The 15,975-nt window shown below is 59.8% G+C and carries 14 protein-coding genes; 8 read left to right on the top strand and 6 right to left on the bottom strand.

Annotated features, from left to right (window positions below; genetic code table 11):
- Positions 1-28 precede the first annotated feature (28 nt).
- The 6 genes from AACY50_RS15640 (at position 29) to AACY50_RS15615 (ending at position 6,198) form a co-directional block, all read left to right on the top strand.
- A complete protein-coding gene (locus AACY50_RS15640) occupies positions 29-1,417 on the top strand; it encodes a M16 family metallopeptidase (RefSeq protein WP_339538814.1) in 1,389 nt (462 codons plus the stop codon).
- 192 nt (positions 1,418-1,609) lie between these two features.
- Positions 1,610-2,638 (top strand): DUF5924 family protein, encoded by a 1,029-nt coding sequence (locus tag AACY50_RS15635; protein WP_339432350.1) that lies wholly within the window; start codon positions 1,610-1,612, stop codon positions 2,636-2,638.
- Between the two features lie 54 nt (positions 2,639-2,692).
- Positions 2,693-3,841 (top strand): ABC transporter permease, encoded by a 1,149-nt coding sequence (locus AACY50_RS15630; RefSeq protein ID WP_339465405.1) that lies wholly within the window; start codon positions 2,693-2,695, stop codon positions 3,839-3,841.
- A complete protein-coding gene (locus AACY50_RS15625; protein WP_339538813.1) occupies positions 3,838-4,641 on the top strand; it encodes an ABC transporter ATP-binding protein in 804 nt (267 codons plus the stop codon). The genes AACY50_RS15630 and AACY50_RS15625 overlap by 4 nt, the downstream gene beginning before the upstream one ends.
- A 1-nt stretch (position 4,642) precedes the next feature.
- Complete coding sequence (locus AACY50_RS15620) at positions 4,643-5,560, top strand: MlaD family protein (RefSeq protein ID WP_339538812.1); 918 nt, start codon at positions 4,643-4,645, stop codon at positions 5,558-5,560.
- Entirely contained in the window at positions 5,557-6,198 is a 642-nt protein-coding gene (locus tag AACY50_RS15615) for an ABC-type transport auxiliary lipoprotein family protein (protein ID WP_339432354.1), read from the top strand. The genes AACY50_RS15620 and AACY50_RS15615 overlap by 4 nt, the downstream gene beginning before the upstream one ends.
- A gap of 109 nt (positions 6,199-6,307) precedes the next feature.
- On the opposite strand, the gene AACY50_RS15610 is transcribed toward AACY50_RS15615, so the two are convergent.
- The 5 genes from AACY50_RS15610 to AACY50_RS15590 all read right to left on the bottom strand — a co-directional run bounded on the left by AACY50_RS15610 (position 6,308) and on the right by AACY50_RS15590 (position 10,757).
- A complete protein-coding gene (locus AACY50_RS15610) occupies positions 6,308-7,537 on the bottom strand; it encodes a nucleoside recognition domain-containing protein (RefSeq protein ID WP_221732258.1) in 1,230 nt (409 codons plus the stop codon).
- 184 nt (positions 7,538-7,721) lie between these two features.
- The gene (gltP, locus tag AACY50_RS15605; RefSeq protein WP_339432356.1) at positions 7,722-9,053 is read right to left on the bottom strand and encodes a glutamate/aspartate:proton symporter GltP; all 1,332 of its coding nucleotides are present in this window, start codon (positions 9,051-9,053) and stop codon (positions 7,722-7,724) included.
- Between the two features lie 708 nt (positions 9,054-9,761).
- Positions 9,762-10,232 carry an inhibitor of vertebrate lysozyme family protein gene (locus AACY50_RS15600; protein ID WP_339465411.1) on the bottom strand — a complete coding sequence of 157 codons (471 nt, stop codon included), beginning with the start codon at positions 10,230-10,232 and terminating at the stop codon, positions 9,762-9,764.
- 2 nt (positions 10,233-10,234) lie between these two features.
- Positions 10,235-10,399 (bottom strand): DUF1328 domain-containing protein, encoded by a 165-nt coding sequence (locus AACY50_RS15595; protein WP_003177151.1) that lies wholly within the window; start codon positions 10,397-10,399, stop codon positions 10,235-10,237.
- 73 nt (positions 10,400-10,472) lie between these two features.
- The gene (locus tag AACY50_RS15590; RefSeq protein ID WP_339432358.1) at positions 10,473-10,757 is read right to left on the bottom strand and encodes a hypothetical protein; all 285 of its coding nucleotides are present in this window, start codon (positions 10,755-10,757) and stop codon (positions 10,473-10,475) included.
- A 427-nt stretch (positions 10,758-11,184) separates the two neighbouring features.
- Between AACY50_RS15590 and algB the strand changes: the two genes are divergently transcribed.
- Both algB and AACY50_RS15580 read left to right on the top strand, forming a co-directional pair.
- Complete coding sequence (algB, locus tag AACY50_RS15585) at positions 11,185-12,531, top strand: sigma-54-dependent response regulator transcription factor AlgB (protein WP_047597026.1); 1,347 nt, start codon at positions 11,185-11,187, stop codon at positions 12,529-12,531.
- Between the two features lie 10 nt (positions 12,532-12,541).
- Complete coding sequence (locus AACY50_RS15580; RefSeq protein WP_339432360.1) at positions 12,542-14,332, top strand: KinB sensor domain-containing domain; 1,791 nt, start codon at positions 12,542-12,544, stop codon at positions 14,330-14,332.
- On the opposite strand, the gene AACY50_RS15575 is transcribed toward AACY50_RS15580, so the two are convergent.
- A complete protein-coding gene (locus AACY50_RS15575) occupies positions 14,329-15,942 on the bottom strand; it encodes an EAL domain-containing protein (RefSeq protein WP_339432424.1) in 1,614 nt (537 codons plus the stop codon). The genes AACY50_RS15580 and AACY50_RS15575 overlap by 4 nt on opposite strands.
- Positions 15,943-15,975 lie beyond the last annotated feature (33 nt).

Here is a 15,975-nt window from a genome sequence, read left to right as displayed (position 1 = left end):
CTCCAAATCAGCCGTACGGAAGCCTGTTATGCGTTGCCTGTTGTTCGCCTGTCTGTTGCTCGGTTCACTCCCTTCCTTGGCCCTGGATCGTTTTCAGGTCGAAGGTTATGCGCTGCCCAACGGTTTGCAGTTGTTGCTCAAACCCGGCACCGAGCGCGGGCATGTCGCGATCCGGCTGGTGGTCGGCGTCGGTCTTGATGATTTTGACTGCGATGAAAAAGAGCTGCCGCACCTGCTTGAACACTTGCTGTTCAGTGGCATTGACGCCACCGGCGAAGGTGGCCTCGAAGAGCGCATGCAGGCCCTGGGCGGTGACTGGAACGCCTTCACCAGCAATGCCGATACCACCTTCGTCATCGAAGCTCCGGCGAAAAACCAGCGCAAGGTACTCGACCTGCTGCTGGCGCTGCTGACACAGACCCGCATCGACGACAACGCGATCAACGCCGCCAAACGTGTGGTCGAGCGTGAGGACGGCGGCCACTACACGCGCCTGCGCCGCTTTCTCGACCGCCAGGATCTGGGGCACAGCGCGAGCAATCAATTGGCGGTGGAGCTGGGCCTTAAATGCCCGCAGCGCGCCGAAGTCGCACATCTGACCCAGGCGCAACTGGAGAAGGTGCGCAAAGCCTGGTACGCGCCGAACAACATGACCCTGATTGTCGTCGGCGAGCTCGACAAACTGCTGCCGGCCTATCTGGAGCGGACGTGGGGCGCGCTTGATGCGGTCGAGCCCAGTGAGCACCGGCCGTTGCCGGATATCCGCACCAGCGCCGCCCATGAGCGCACCCTCACACGCGGTTTTATCGGCGACAGCGCCAAGTTGCACTGGTTGGTGCCAGAGCCGGTGCTGGACGGTCAGTACGACGAGACGTTCGACATTCTCAAGGACTACCTCGACTGGGCGCTGTACCGACAGATTCGTCTCAACCATGGTTTGTCTTATGGGCCGTGGGCCGAGCGCGAAGTGTTTGGGGGCGTCGGGTTCATGAGCCTCAATGCTGACCTTGATCGCGATAACGTCGATGAAGCCATTGAGGTGCTGGAAGACATCAAGGCCGACCTGCTGAAAAATGGTCTCGATCCGGCCACCTTCGCCCGCATCAAACAGGCGGCCATCGCCCATCAGGCCTGGGCGGTGCAAGGCAACAGCGCGATGGCCGATTACTACTGGAGTGCGCTGGGCGACTACGAGGACGGCCGCTTCGCCAATCCCGCCCGCGAACTGCAAGGCGTGACGCTGGAAACGGCGAACAAGGCCATGCGCGAGTTGTTGCTGCAACCGGGGTATCTGCGTATCGAGAAGCCTTTGATCAGTGATGATCAGGTGTTGTGGCTGGCGGCGGGTGGACTGGGTGTGTTGCTGCTGATCCTGATCGTATGGCGCTTGCACCGCCGCAAATCCGCCGAACACTGAACCGGTGGGAGCGGGCTTGCTCGCGAACGCGGTGGGTCATGCAACAAATGCAGTGACGGATACGACGCCTTCGCGAGCAATCCCGCTTCCACAGGGGACTGTGGTGATTTTGCTGACCGGCAGCCTCGCCACACCGCTGTGCGAGCGGTACTCTGTCGAGGTTTTTTCCCACGACTGTTGCGAACCGCCCTCATGCCAAAACTGACCCTTCTGATCCAGCGCATTCTCGAACTGATGAAGCGCTATCCCGGGGTCATTGCGTTGGGTGGTTTCATCTCCGGGGTCGGCAGTTTCATTCTGGTCGACCGCCAGCAAGGGCTGGCGAGCTGGATCACCATCATCATGCTGCTGAGCTGGATCTGGCTGATGCTGGAAAACACCCTCACTGGCCTTTTTACGCGGATTTTCAAACGGGAAATCCCCCAGCCGCTGCTGCGTTACGCCACGCAGATGATTCACCAGGAAAGCCTGTTTTTCGTTCTGCCATTCTTCTTCATCACCACGACGTGGAACAGCAGCCAATTGATCTTCACCGGGCTGCTGAGCATCGCCGCGCTGATCTCCGTCATCGATCCGCTCTACTACAAATGGCTGGCGCCCCGGCGCTGGGCGTTTCTGGCGCTACACACCCTGACCCTGTTCGCGGCCCTCCTGACCGCACTGCCGGTGATCATGCACCTGACCACCTCGCAGAGCTTCAAATGGGCGCTGGGCATTGCCGTGCTGCTGTCGTTCCCGAGCCTGGCGTCGATCTTCCCGATCCGCACCGTGCGCAATGCGCTGGCGATCCTGTGCATCACCGTGGGTATCGGCGGTGTGGGTTGGGCGCTGCGCTCGTGGGTGCCGCCGGCAACGCTGTGGATGACTGACGTGGCGATCAGCACGCAGTTGCAGGATCGGACCCCCGGCGCGAGCCTCAAGCAAGTCAGCGCCGAGCAGATCCGTGGCGGTGGCCTCTACGCCTATACCGCGATCAACGCGCCACGCGGGCTCGATGAGCGGATTTATCACGTCTGGCAGTTCAACGGCAAAGAGGTCGACCGCATTGCTCTCGACATCCATGGCGGGCGTAAAGAAGGCTACCGGGCGTGGACGCACAAGCAGAATTTTCCCGGCAACCCGGCGGGCAAGTGGCAGGTACGGGTGCTGACCGAGGACGGCCAGGTGATCGGCGTGCTGCGCTTTGAAGTCACCGACAGCACAGCGATCAAAGAAAAGTAGTCGGGTTCGTGCTATTACGTATGCCAGCCTCATCAGCCGAAAAGCACGGAGTTTATGACCAGCAGCTCGACGACGGGCAGTGCCCAACTCGACACATCGACCACCCCTGCTCGCCTGCGAGTCAGCGGGGACTGGACGCTTGCCCATTACGCTGACCTCAAGCAACTGAGCGAAAAGCTCCACGGCCAATACGACGCCCATACGTCCATCGACCTGAATGACCTGGGCGCCCTCGATACCGCTGGCGCATCCTTGCTGGTCGAACTGCTCGGTTCCGAGCGCCTGGGCAAATCCGCTGAACATCCCGACTGTACGATTTCCCCGGCTGACCGCGCGTTGCTGCAGACGGTGTATCGCTCGCTGACCGATTTCTGCGTGCCGATCAAGGAGCCGGAAGTCAGCGTCAGCGTGCAACTGCTGACGCGCATCGGTCGCGCCGTGGAAACGGTCTGGCAGGACACCCTGCAAGTGCTGGGCTTCATCGGTCTGATTCTGGAAACCATCGCTCGCAGCGTGTTCCGCCCCAAGCGTTGGCGCATTACGCCAATCGTCGCGCACATCGAACAGACCGGCCTCGACGCTGCGCCGATCGTGGCGTTGCTGACCTTTCTGGTGGGCGCCGTGGTGGCTTTTCTTGGCGCGACGGTGCTGGCCAGTTTTGGGGCCAGTGTGTTCACCGTCGATCTGGTGGCGTTTTCATTTCTGCGTGAATTCGGCGTCTTGCTCACCGCGATTCTGATGGCCGGGCGCACCGCCAGCGCCTTCACCGCGCAAATCGGTTCGATGAAGGCCAACGAAGAGATCGATGCAATCCGCACACTTGGCCTTGACCCGATGGAACTGCTGGTGGTCCCACGGGTACTGGCGCTGCTGATCGCGCTGCCGATGCTGACGTTTCTGGCGATGCTCTGCGGGATCGTCGGCGGTGGCGTGGTCTGCGCGTTGTCGCTGGGAATTTCACCGGCGATGTTCCTCTCGCTGCTGCAATCGGACATCGGTGTTCAGCACTTTCTGGTGGGGTTGGTGAAAGCACCGGTCTTCGCCTTCCTGATCGCCGCGATTGGCTGTCTCGAAGGCTTCAAGGTCAGCGGCAGCGCCGAATCGGTCGGCGCCCACACCACGTCCGCCGTGGTGCAATCGATTTTCGTGGTGATCGTCCTCGATGCGGTGGCCGCGCTGTTCTTCATGGAGATGGGCTGGTGAGTCGTCCACCCTGCGCGCCCTCGGAGGCGGTGATCGAAGTCCGTGGCCTGTGCAACCGCTTTGGCAAGCAGAGCGTGCACGAAGGCCTCGACATGGATTTGTACAAAGGCGAAATCCTCGCCATGGTCGGCGGCTCTGGCAGCGGCAAATCGGTACTGCTGCGCAGTATCATCGGCCTGCGCCGGCCCAGCGAAGGCCGGGTGAACGTATTCGGCCAGAACCTGCCGAGCCTGTCCGGACATGAGCGCTCGCTGATCGAACGACGCTTCGGCGTGCTGTTTCAAAAAGGCGCACTGTTCTCCTCGTTGACGGTGACCGAGAACGTCGCTTTGCCCCTGATCGAGCATGCAGGGTTAAGCCGCAACGACGCCGAGCATCTGGCGGCGGTGAAACTGGCGCTGGCCGGGCTGCCGTTGTCGGCGGCGGACAAATACCCCGCGTCGCTGTCCGGCGGCATGATCAAGCGCGCGGCATTGGCCCGTGCATTGGCGCTGGATCCGGACATCCTGTTTCTCGACGAGCCCACCGCCGGTCTCGATCCGATCGGTGCGGCGGCGTTCGATCAACTGATCCTGACCCTGCACGATGCGTTGGGCCTGAGTGTGTTTCTGGTCACCCACGACCTCGACACGCTCTACACCATCACCGACCGCGTGGCAGTGCTGGCGCAGAAAAAGGTGCTGGTCGCCGGTCCGATTGACGTCGTATCGGAAACCGATGACGCGTGGATTCACGAATATTTCCACGGCCCGCGCGGCCGCTCGGCGCTGGACGCCGCCAAACTGCTCAACGAGGTCTGATATGGAAACCCGAGCCCATCATGTGTTGATCGGCCTGTTCGCAGTGATTGTCGTGGCGGGCGCCCTGCTGTTCGGCCTGTGGCTGGCCAAGTCCAGTATCGATAGCGAGTTCAAGGATTACGAAGTCGTGTTCAACGAGGCGGTCAGCGGCCTGTCCAAGGGCAGCGCGGTGCAATACAGCGGGATCAAGGTCGGTGACGTGGTCAGCCTGCGTCTTGACCCCAAGGATCCCCGCCGGGTGTTGGCGCGGATTCGTCTGGGCGGTGACACTCCGATCAAGGAAGACACCCTGGCCAAACTGGCCCTGACCGGGATTACCGGCACCTCGATCATCCAGCTCAGCGGCGGCACGCCAAACAGTCCGAGCCTACGGGGCCATGACGGCAAATTACCGATCATTGTCGCGTCGCCCTCGCCCATCTCGCGGTTGCTCAATGACAGCAACGACTTGATGAGCGGCGTCACCGCACTGCTGCAAAACGCCAACCAGATGTTCTCCGCCGAAAACGTCGAGCGCGTGAGCAAAACCCTCGCCCACCTGGAACAGACCACCGGCTCGATCAACGATCAGCGTGGCGACCTGCGCCAAGCCATGCAGCAACTGGCGACGGTCGGCAAACAGGCCGGCAGCATGCTCGAACAGACTTCGCTGCTGATGCGCAACGCCAACGGTTTGCTCAACGACCAGGGCAAGCAGGCGCTGAAGTCGCTGGAGCAAAGCAGCGCCACGATCAACGGCCTGCTGAGCAAGAACCAGAATGCCCTCGACAACGGCCTGCAGGGCCTCAATGGTCTGGCGCCGGCCATCCGTGAATTGCGAGAGACGCTGACCTCGCTGCGCGCCATCTCGCAACGTCTTGAGGCCAACCCCAGCGGTTACCTGCTGGGCAGTGACAAGAACAAGGAGTTCACGCCATGAAGCTGACTCGACTCGCCCTCTTCGCCGCCGGTTTTACCTTGATCGGCACGCTGATCGCGTCGTGCTCGATCCTGCCCCAGTCGCAGCCATCGGACGTTTATCGTCTGCCAGCCACGCAGGTGCCTGCGCCGGCCGGTTCAGCGGCCACTCAGCACTGGTCGCTGCGGCTCAACAAATGGCAGGCCAGTGAAGCGCTGAACCGGCCGAACATCGCCGTGATTCCACAGGGCAACATGATCAGCAGCTACAAGGCGTCACGCTGGAGCGACCCCGCACCGGTGCTGTTGCGCAATCGGCTGCTCGAAGGCTTTACGCGTGATGGCCGGGTGACGTTGCTGAGCACCGATGACAGCTACTTCCAGGCGGATCTGGAACTGGGGGGGAATTTGCAGGCGTTTCAGACTGAATATCAGGGCGATAAGGCCAGCGTTGTCGTGCGGGTCGATGCGTTGCTGGTGCGTGGCTATGACCAGCGCATTCTGGCCAGCCGCCGGTTTGAAGAGCGCCAGCCCCTGAGTGATGTGCAGGTGCCGGCGGTGGTCGCCGGGTTTGGTCTGGCCAGTGATCGCCTGACCGCGAAGGTTGTGGCGTGGGCGGTCGAGCAAGGCCAGCAGTTCGCGCCCTCACCCAGACTTTAACCTTATCCATAATCCCTGTAGGCGCGGGCTCGCTCGCGAAGGCGGTGTGTCAGGCAATGCATACGTCGCCTGACACGCCCTCTTCGCGCACCCACAGGGGGATTTGTGGCTAACCGAAGAACCAGTAGCAGACGCCAATGGCGCCGAGTACCCCGGCCAGTTCGGCCAACAGCGCGCAACCTACCGCATGCCGCGCCCGCTGAATCCCCACCGCGCCGAAATACACCGCCAGCACATAGAACGTCGTCTCGGTACTGCCCTGAAGCGTCGCCGCCACCAGCGCCGGGAAGCTGTCGACACCGGAAGTCTGCATGGTTTCGATCAGCATCGCCCGCGCCGCGCTGCCGGAGAATGGCTTGACCATCGCCGTGGGCAGCGCATCGACAAAGCGTGTGTCCCCTCCGGCCCATTCGACCAGATGACGGATCCCGTCGAGGCCAAAATCCAGCGCTCCGGACGCACGGAGCACGCCGACGGCGCAGAGCATGGCCACCAGATACGGCAGCAGGTTCTTCGCTACATCGAAGCCTTCCTTCGCGCCTTCAACGAATGCTTCGTAGACCTTCACCTTACGTAGAGCACCCATCACCAGAAACAGCATGATCAGACCAAACAGCGTGAGATTGCCGAGGATCGACGACAATCCCGCCAAAGCGGTGGCCGACATTGTCCCCAGCAATGCCATGAAGGCGCCGAGCATCAACGCGCCGGGAATCAGATAGGCCAGCACCACCGGATCCCAGATCCGCAAACGCTGCATGAACGCCACCGACAGAAAGCCGACAATCGTCGAGCAACTGGTCGCCAGCAAAATCGGCAGGAACACCAGCGTCGGGTCAGGCGCGCCTTGCTGGGCGCGGTACATGAAGATCGTCACCGGCAGCAGGGTCAGGGAGGAGGCGTTGAGCACCAGGAACAGGATCTGCGCGTTGCTGGCGACGGTGGCGCTGGGGTTGAGTTCCTGCAGTGCCTTCATGGCTTTCAGGCCGATGGGCGTGGCGGCGTTGTCCAGGCCCAAGCCATTGGCGGCGAAGTTCAGGGTGATCAGGCCAAGGGCGGGGTGACCGGGCGGGACTTCCGGCATCAGTCGCAGGAACAGCGGGCCCAATACCTTGGCCAGCCATTCAACAATGCCGGCCTTCTCGGCGATGCGCAGAAAACCCAGCCACAGGGTGAGGGTGCCGAACAGCAGCACCATGACTTCGACCGACAGCTTGGCCATGGCAAAAATGCTTTCCACCATCGCCGCGAAAATCCCGGCATTACCGCCAATCAGCCACTGCGCCAGCGCCGACACGGCTGCCACGACGAAGAAGCCAAGCCACAGGCCATTAAGCATCAGTCAAATCCCTCGGAAGATGCGGCGAATAATAGCGGGGTGGCCAGAAACGACAAACCCCGGATTTTGTCCGGGGTTTGTCTGTGCATCACTGGCGGGGGCAATGAATGCTTGGCTCTGACTCAAATCCCCTGTGTGAGCAAGCCCACTGGCACAAGCAGCCAATCCCCACAGGGTTCAGCAATCAGTTCTTGGAGATCTCGCCCGCGGGCAGTTTTTCCTTGCTGCGCCAGTGCGGCAGGGAGTTCCAGTAGCGCTCGCCCTTGGCATCGTCGTACATGCCTTCCCAGCGCGAGATGACCAACACCGCCAGGGCGTTGCCGATCACGTTCAGTGCGGTACGGGCCATGTCCATGATGCGGTCGACACCGGCGATAAACGCCAAGCCTTCCAGCGGAATACCCACGCTGCCCAGCGTCGCCAGCAGCACCACGAAGGACACGCCCGGTACGCCGGCGATGCCTTTGGAGGTGACCATCAGGGTCAGGACCAGCAGCAGTTGCTGGCTGATCGACAGATCGATGCCGTACAACTGGGCAATGAAGATCGCCGCGATGGACTGGTACAGGGTCGAACCGTCGAGGTTGAACGAGTAACCGGTCGGCACCACGAAGCTGCAGATGGCTTTCGGCGCGCCGTAGGCTTCCATTTTCTCGATCACGCGTGGCAGCACGGTTTCCGAGGAGGCGGTGGAGTAGGCCAGCACCAGCTCATCCTTGAAGATGCGCATCAGCTTGAGCACCGAGAAGCCGAACAGCCTGGCGATCAGGCCCAGTACCACGAAGGCAAAGAAGGCGATGGCGACGTAAACCAGGATCACCAGTTTGGCCAGCGGCAGCAGGGAGGCGAAACCGAAGTTGGCGACGGTCACCGCGATCAGTGCGAATACGCCGATCGGCGCGTAGTTCATGATCATGTGGGTGACTTTGAACATGCTTTCCGACACGCCCTGGAACATCTTCACCAGCGGTTCACGCAGGTCCGACTGCAGGCTCGACAGACCGAGACCGAACAACACGGAGAAGAAGATGATCGGCAGCATTTCGCCGCGGGCCATGGCCGCGAAGATATTCGACGGGATCAGGTTGAGGATGGTCTCGATGAACGCATGTTCATGTTGTACTTCGGCGGCGGTCGCCTGGTACTTCGAGATGTCGACCGTGCCCAGGGTACTCATGTCGATGCCGGTGCCCGGATGGAACACGTTGGCCAGCAGCAGGCCGACGACGATGGCGATGGTGGTGACGATTTCGAAGTAGACGATTGTCTTCAGGCCGATACGCCCAAGCTTCTTGGCGTCGCCCACGCCGGCGATGCCGACGATCAGGGAGGAGATGACGATCGGGATCACGATCATCTTGATCAGACGGATAAAGATATCGCCTGCCGGTTGCAGGACGTTACTGATCCACCAGGCCTTTTCGGCACTGAAGTGGTTGAGCAACGCACCAATTGCAATACCCAGAACCAGACCGATGAGGATCTGCCAGGCGAGGCTGATTTTTGCCTTCTTCATTATCTTTACCCTTACTTGCGTTTGACTCAGGCACATGCAGGAACTGGAACGCTCTTTAGCGGAAAAGTCTATGCATCTGCCTCCGTATAAGGTGCCCCGAAGCGCGTATTTACGGCTCTTCGGCAGGCGAAAAAAGGCGCAACTATTCCGATGCAAGGTTGCGCCGTCTAATGCCGTAAACGCCTACCCTATGCTGAATCGGCATGAGATTTTTTAATTGAAACTCGCGTCCCAATCGGTTCGATTACGCCATTTAAGCCAGCAAAAGTGCCGTGAACCGGCCATTTCGGCGTAAGGTGGGTTGTTTTTTGAACGAGGAATTTCGACGTAAAATTTCGGAAAAGGCCTACGTTACAAGACCAATAGTCCTACTGTTTAAACGGTATCTTTCTCGATATACGGTCGCCCGGAAACACCGCGTAATGTTTTCGCGCGCAGTGTGAGCGATAGACAAGATGAGCTGGGCGCTCTGGATCAACGTTTTGATGGTTTGAAAGCTCAGCGCAAGTCCGTCAAGCCAAAGAGGGCTGGCGAACTTGCGGCGCAGCTTTTTTCCCCTGACCCGGCCCTCTCGCAGGCACTCCTTGTACCCGTAGGTCACTGCGACCCTGTAACAGTCAGAGCGTCCCGGCCCCTTGGTCATGCGCCGGCCCTCCTCGGGCAGGTGCAATAAAGAGCAGCGGGGGGTGCTGCCCTTATGTTCGAAACCTAATACCAGTTCGGATCTTTCTTCAGGGTTTCCATCAGCAGATCCTGCATGCCCTCGTCGGGATTGCCGAGGAAGCGGTAGGTGGCATGTCGCGTTGGCGACTTGTCGGCCGGCAGTCCTTCGGGCACATCGACGAGCATGGCGTAAGCGTCTTTCTTGTCGAAACTGAACGCGACGATCAAGCGGTGGTTCAGGCATTTGTCTGCGGATTCGCAGAGAGGCCCGACCAGATACTTGTCGCCATCTTCCGTCACGGCAGTCATCTGTTGGTCAGGCGTGCCAGAGAGGTTCATCACCCACTCCGGCAGGCGCTCTTCCTTCTTCACCACGCCTTCCCAGGTTTCCCTGTATTGCGCATCGGAGCTCAACAACTCGTTGGCCCTTGTCTGGCCATCATTGGCCGCCATCGCCATGGCACTACCGCCCAGAAGCAGGGCGGCTGCCAGTGTCTTAAACGCAAGCGCACTCATCGTTAACCTCGGCCGCGACGGCCAAAGAAGAAGGAAGCGATGAACATCACCAGGAACACGACAAAGAGGATCTTGGCGATACCCGTGGCGGTGCCCGCGATACCACCGAAGCCCAATACGGCGGCGATGATGGCAATGATCAAGAACGTAATTGCCCAACTCAACATGGTGATTCTCCTTACTTCTCTATTTAGGGATGTTGCGTGTTCCGGCGCGTTGCGCCCGAATCTGTTTAATCCGTCAGAAAACCCAACGTTCTTCGCGTGGCAACTCATTGAGTGGCTGCGCTTGATCGACGTCCATCATGCGCATCGAGGCGCTCTCGGCCTGGCTGCTGCTGACGGCGCTGAAGTGTTTCTGCGTGCTGTGCTGGATCGAGATCAGCGGCTCAGGCTTCTGGCTGTTTTCCCAGCGCAGGTATTGCTGGCACACGATCAACGTGATCAACAGCGCAAGTACGCCAAACAGGCCTTGCTGGAGATGCAGTGGCGAGATACGCACTTGGGCGGCACGTTGGCGAGTCATCCTGGGTTCCTCACGCTTGTTCGGTTGGGGCAGTTCTGATCTGCCCGGGATGAGTGAGGTATTGCAGCCTGCATGCCAGTTTTTTTAATGAAAAAAATACAATAAAATCAATAACTTAAATGTAGTCTGAAAATAATTGGAGACGCATCCTGCACGATGGGTCATCTGTGGTCGTGCGGATTGCACGATTATTTCGTAGGAGTTTTCATTCTTATTGAATTGAGAGCAGGTCGTGGATGTCAGAAAAGGACGCAGGGAACGCCCTGCAAATCGGTGATTGTTTAAAAATTCAATAAAATCAGTGGATTAGCCGTAAAGGCATGAGAGAGCTACCCTCCTATGGCTGGCATCGTTCAGAATCAACCATGCAACTTGCCCGATTTTTTCGGGACTAACTCAAGACCAATCACTATGGAGCGTAGGAAAAATGGAATCTGCCACTGAGCATCAAGGCCGCATTCTGCTGGTGGACGATGAGTCCGCCATCCTGCGCACCTTCCGTTATTGCCTCGAAGACGAAGGCTATACAGTGGCCACCGCCAACAGCGCGGCTCAGGCCGATGCATTGCTGCAGCGCCAGGTGTTCGACCTGTGTTTCCTTGATTTGCGTCTGGGCGAGGACAATGGCCTCGACGTGCTGGCGCAAATGCGCGTTCAGGCACCTTGGATGCGTGTGGTCATCGTCACCGCGCATTCCGCTGTCGATACCGCCGTTGATGCGATTCAGGCCGGTGCCGCCGATTATCTGGTGAAACCGTGCAGCCCTGACCAGTTGCGTCTGGCCACTGCCAAGCAACTGGAAGTGCGCCAACTCTCGGCACGTCTGGAAGCGCTCGAGGGCGAGATTCGCAAACCCAAGGATGGTCTCGATTCCCACAGCCCAGCGATGAAAGTCGTACTGGAGACCGCGCGTCAGGTGGCGGGCACCGACGCCAACATTCTTATTCTGGGTGAGTCCGGCACCGGTAAGGGTGAACTGGCCCGGGCGATCCATGGCTGGAGCAAGCGCGAGAAGAAATCCTGCGTGACCATCAACTGCCCGTCGCTGACGGCGGAATTGATGGAAAGCGAGCTGTTCGGTCACAGCCGTGGAGCCTTTACCGGGGCCAGCGAAAGTACCTTGGGTCGCGTGAACCAAGCCGACGGCGGCACGTTGTTTCTCGACGAGATCGGCGATTTTCCCCTGACGTTACAACCCAAGTTGCTGCGTTTCATTCAGGACAAAGAATACGAACGGGTAGGGGATCCGGTGACCCGACGCGCCGATGTGCGGATTTTGGCGGCGACCAACCTCAATCTTGAAGACATGGTGCGCGATGGCCGCTTCCGTGAAGACCTGTTGTATCGCCTCAACGTCATCACTCTGCATCTGCCGCCACTGCGCGAGCGTGCCGAAGACATCCTGACCCTGGCCGACCGTTTCCTTGCACGCTTCGTCAAAGAGTATGCACGCCCCGCACGGGGGTTCAGCGATGAGGCCCGTGAGGCGCTGCTGGGCTATCGCTGGCCGGGCAACATTCGTGAACTGCGCAACGTGGTCGAGCGGGCGAGCATCATCTGCCCGCAGGAGCGTGTTGAAATCACTCACTTGGGTATGGCCGAACAACCCGCGAACAATGCGCCAAGGGTCGGCGCGGCGCTGAGCCTGGACGAGTTGGAAAAAGCCCACATTGGCGCGGTGCTGGCCACTGCCGGCACGCTGGATCAAGCGGCGAAAACCCTGGGCATCGACGCCTCTACCCTGTATCGCAAGCGCAAGCAGTACAACCTGTGAGTGCGCGACGATGAAACCGGCGGTGAAGTTGCGCACGCGTCTGTTCCTCAGTATTTCCGCGTTGATTACTGTGGCCTTGCTCGGGCTGCTGCTCGGGCTGGTCAGCGTGATGCAAATGGCCAGGACTCAGGAAGCGACGATTAGCAGCAACTTCTTGACCCTGGATCTGGGACTCAAACTGCGCCAGACCCTCGGCGACCAGTTGGTGCTTATGCTTGCGGAGAAGCCCGACCCTGCGGCGTTCGAGGCGTCCAGGCAGCGTTACCTGCAATTACTGGATGAAGGTATTGCGCAAGAAGTAGGAGGGGAGGCCAGAGAGTACGGCTTCAAACAGGCCAAGTCGGACTATCTGAGTTTTCTCAAGGCATTCGATCTGTCCCGCGACCCGACCAACGTGCTCAGTAACAATCGTGATCTTAGAGAGCGCTTCAACACGTTGCGCAACGGATTGATCACCGAGCACAAGCACGCGCTGGATAACGTCAACGCGGTGCAGCACGAGGCCCGTGACCGGGCACTTTTGATCGCTGGCCTGCTCGGGCTGGTGGGGCTGGCGGTGTTGATCATCGGTTTCGTGACTGCGCACGCAATTGCCCGGCGCATTGGTGCGCCCATCGAGGCATTGGCCAAAGCGGCTGACAATATAGGTCAGGGCAATTTTGAAGTGACCCTGCCGACATCGACAGCGATGGAAGTGAATCTGCTGTCCCGTCGTTTTGGCCTGATGGCGCAAGCGCTGCGCGAGCATCAGGCCACCAACGTCGACGAACTGTTGGCCGGCCAGCAACGGTTGCAGGCCGTACTCGACTGCATCGATGACGGATTGCTGATGATTGATCGTGACGGGCATCTAGAGCACCTCAATCCGGTCGCCCAGCGTCAATTGGGCTGGGACGATGACCGTCTGGGCCAAGGCTTGGCCAGCGCTCTTGAGCGGCCGGAACTGGATGCACAACTGCAACTGGTGTTGCGTGGTGGCACCCTGGAGCGAGCGCCGGAGGATTTGAGCATCGAGGTCGACGGCGAATCCCGCTTGCTGACGTATAGCCTGACGCCGGTCAGCCACACCCAGGGCCATATCCTCGGCGCAGTGATGGTGTTGCACGACGTCACCGAGCAACGGGCCTTCGAACGGGTGCGCAGCGAGTTTGTGCTGCGTGCCTCCCATGAGTTGCGCACCCCGGTCACCGGTATGCACATGGCGTTTGGTCTGTTCCGTGAGCGGGCGAAGTTTCCAGCAGAGTCTCGCGAAGCCGACCTGCTCGACACCGTCAACGAAGAAATGCAGCGCCTGATGCAGTTGATCAATGACTTGCTGAACTTCTCGCGTTACCAGAACGGTTTGCAGAAGCTGACGCTGGCGCCCTGTTCCATTGAGGATTTGCTGAGGCAGGCGCAGTTGCGGTTTGCCGAAACGGCAGCGGAAAAAGGCGTCTCATTGGAGGTGGAGGTGCAAGGGGTATTGCCGCATCTGCAGGCCGATCAGGCGCAACTGGATCGGGTGCTCGACAATCTGATCGACAATGCCCTGCGTCACACTGCTCGCGATGGCCAGATTCGCTTGCAGGCGCGCCGTCATGGCGAGCGTGTGATTATCAGCGTTGAAGACAATGGCGAAGGCATTGCCTACGGTCAACAGGGGCGGATCTTCGAACCGTTCGTGCAGGTCGGGCGCAAGAAGGGCGGCGCCGGGCTCGGATTGGCGCTGTGCAAGGAAATCGTTCAGTTGCATGGCGGGCGGATGGGGGTTTATTCGCGGCCGGGGCAGGGCACGCAGTTCTATATGGCGCTGGCGGTTTAGGCCTCGTCATCCATTCGGCGTCCTGCAAGGCGTCGCCCACGGGTGATCAGTTCAATGAACTGCACCGCGCTCAGCGCATGGGCGAACAGCCAGCCCTGACCGAACTTCACACCTTCGCTGCTGAGCAGTTCGGCTTGTGACTCAAGCTCGATCCCTTCGGCAATTACCTTCAAATCCAGTGCCTGGGCCATGTGAATGATGTGCGGCGCAACACCACTGCTGGCAGCGTCATGGCCGAGTGCATCGATGAAGGCCTTGTCGATCTTCAGGCAGTCCACCGGCAGGGTTTGCAGGTACGCGAGGCTGCAATAGCCGGTGCCGAAATCATCGATCAACACTTGATGGCCAACATTGCGCAACGCTTGCAGGTTTTCCCGCGCCACCACCACATCGATCAAACCGCGTTCGGTGACTTCGAAGGCAATCTGCCGCGCAGCGACCCGGTGCAGCGTCAACAGCCGCGCCATGACCTGACCGATGCGCGGCACCATCACGTCGCAGGCCGCGAGATTCACTGAGATGTACAACTGCGGGTTGGCGCGCAACACCGGCCCCAGTTGTTCGAGCAAGCGCTGGAGGACGAAGTCGGTCATCTGGCGGATCTGCCCGGTATTTTCCGCCATGGGGATAAACAGATCAGGGCTGGTTAACGTGCCGTCAGGGCGCCGCCAGCGCAGCAGGGCTTCGGCGCCAACGCAGTTGCGGCTGTCAAGGTCGAAGATCGGTTGATAGAGCACCTGCAACTCGCCCCGGCGGATGGCCCCGTGCAGTTCGGCGTCCAGCGACTGGCGCTGGCGCACCAGTAAAAACACAAAAAAACCCAAGAACGCACCCAGTAGCGCACAGGCTGGAATCATCCACCACCAGATGGCAGGGATGTGCAAGGCGCTCCTCGGCGTGATCAGCACCAGTTGGTATTGCGGATTGTCAGTGGGCATCCGGTAGATCAACCGGTTCTGGGTGATTTGCAAAACATCGCGGCTTTTTTTCGGCCAGGTTTCTGCGGGGGGCCAGGCCTGAGCCGTCCCCAGAACCGGGATCGCTCGGGTGCCATGATCCAGCACCACGAGCAAGCTGCTGCCGGGCGACAGGTCAACCATGTCCGTCAAATGTCCGCGCGAGGTCGCCACACGAAAATTGCCACGCCCGAGCATCAGCGCGGCACGGTTTTCATCGGGTTCGGTGGTGGTGTTCAGCCAATAGCTGTAGGTCGGGCCTTTGATGTCGGGAGGGCGCGCGACCGACAGGCCTTCCTGCCGTGGACGGTTGGAGCAGGTGCGCGTGGCGTCTTTGTAAGCGGCCTCGTAGACGAAGCGGTAGTTGAAGGTGACTTGCTGCAGCGTGGCGATCATTTCGTCATCGCAACGGCGCAACGGCTGGGCTTCCAGATCGTCGAGACTTTCGCGCAACTGGCCGAACAGTTGCTCGAGGCGTGCGAGAAAACGTTCGCCCTGAGCGTTCATTTCCTGGCTTTCACTTTGCTCGACATAGCGCGTGGCGATGAACATTGTGCCAGCGATCAACAGGCAGGTGCTGAGGACAGCCGCGATCATCGCCAAAAACCAAGGGCGATAAAACCAGCTACGCAGTGTCTCTCGGGTAGCAACCATCATGGAATATCCGAAGAGTTACCAATGAGTTAT

Origin of the sequence: Pseudomonas sp. RA_15y_Pfl2_54 (assembly GCF_963971015.1) — a bacterium.
In the GTDB taxonomy this organism is placed as follows: Bacteria; Pseudomonadota; Gammaproteobacteria; order Pseudomonadales; family Pseudomonadaceae; genus Aquipseudomonas; species Aquipseudomonas baetica_A.
This window is presented reverse-complemented; position numbering and strand designations above follow the sequence as displayed.

Coding starts and splice junctions, on each gene's coding strand:
- AACY50_RS15640 (WP_339538814.1), top strand. CDS start 29: ATGCGTTGCCTGTTGTTCGCCTGTCTGTTGCTCGGTTCACTCCCTTCC.
- AACY50_RS15635 (WP_339432350.1), top strand. CDS start 1,610: ATGCCAAAACTGACCCTTCTGATCCAGCGCATTCTCGAACTGATGAAG.
- AACY50_RS15630 (WP_339465405.1), top strand. CDS start 2,693: ATGACCAGCAGCTCGACGACGGGCAGTGCCCAACTCGACACATCGACC.
- AACY50_RS15620 (WP_339538812.1), top strand. CDS start 4,643: ATGGAAACCCGAGCCCATCATGTGTTGATCGGCCTGTTCGCAGTGATT.
- AACY50_RS15615 (WP_339432354.1), top strand. CDS start 5,557: ATGAAGCTGACTCGACTCGCCCTCTTCGCCGCCGGTTTTACCTTGATC.
- AACY50_RS15610 (WP_221732258.1), bottom strand. CDS start 7,537: ATGCTTAATGGCCTGTGGCTTGGCTTCTTCGTCGTGGCAGCCGTGTCG.
- gltP (WP_339432356.1), bottom strand. CDS start 9,053: ATGAAGAAGGCAAAAATCAGCCTCGCCTGGCAGATCCTCATCGGTCTG.
- AACY50_RS15600 (WP_339465411.1), bottom strand. CDS start 10,232: ATGAGTGCGCTTGCGTTTAAGACACTGGCAGCCGCCCTGCTTCTGGGC.
- AACY50_RS15595 (WP_003177151.1), bottom strand. CDS start 10,399: ATGTTGAGTTGGGCAATTACGTTCTTGATCATTGCCATCATCGCCGCC.
- AACY50_RS15590 (WP_339432358.1), bottom strand. CDS start 10,757: ATGACTCGCCAACGTGCCGCCCAAGTGCGTATCTCGCCACTGCATCTC.
- algB (WP_047597026.1), top strand. CDS start 11,185: ATGGAATCTGCCACTGAGCATCAAGGCCGCATTCTGCTGGTGGACGAT.
- AACY50_RS15580 (WP_339432360.1), top strand. CDS start 12,542: ATGAAACCGGCGGTGAAGTTGCGCACGCGTCTGTTCCTCAGTATTTCC.
- AACY50_RS15575 (WP_339432424.1), bottom strand. CDS start 15,942: ATGGTTGCTACCCGAGAGACACTGCGTAGCTGGTTTTATCGCCCTTGG.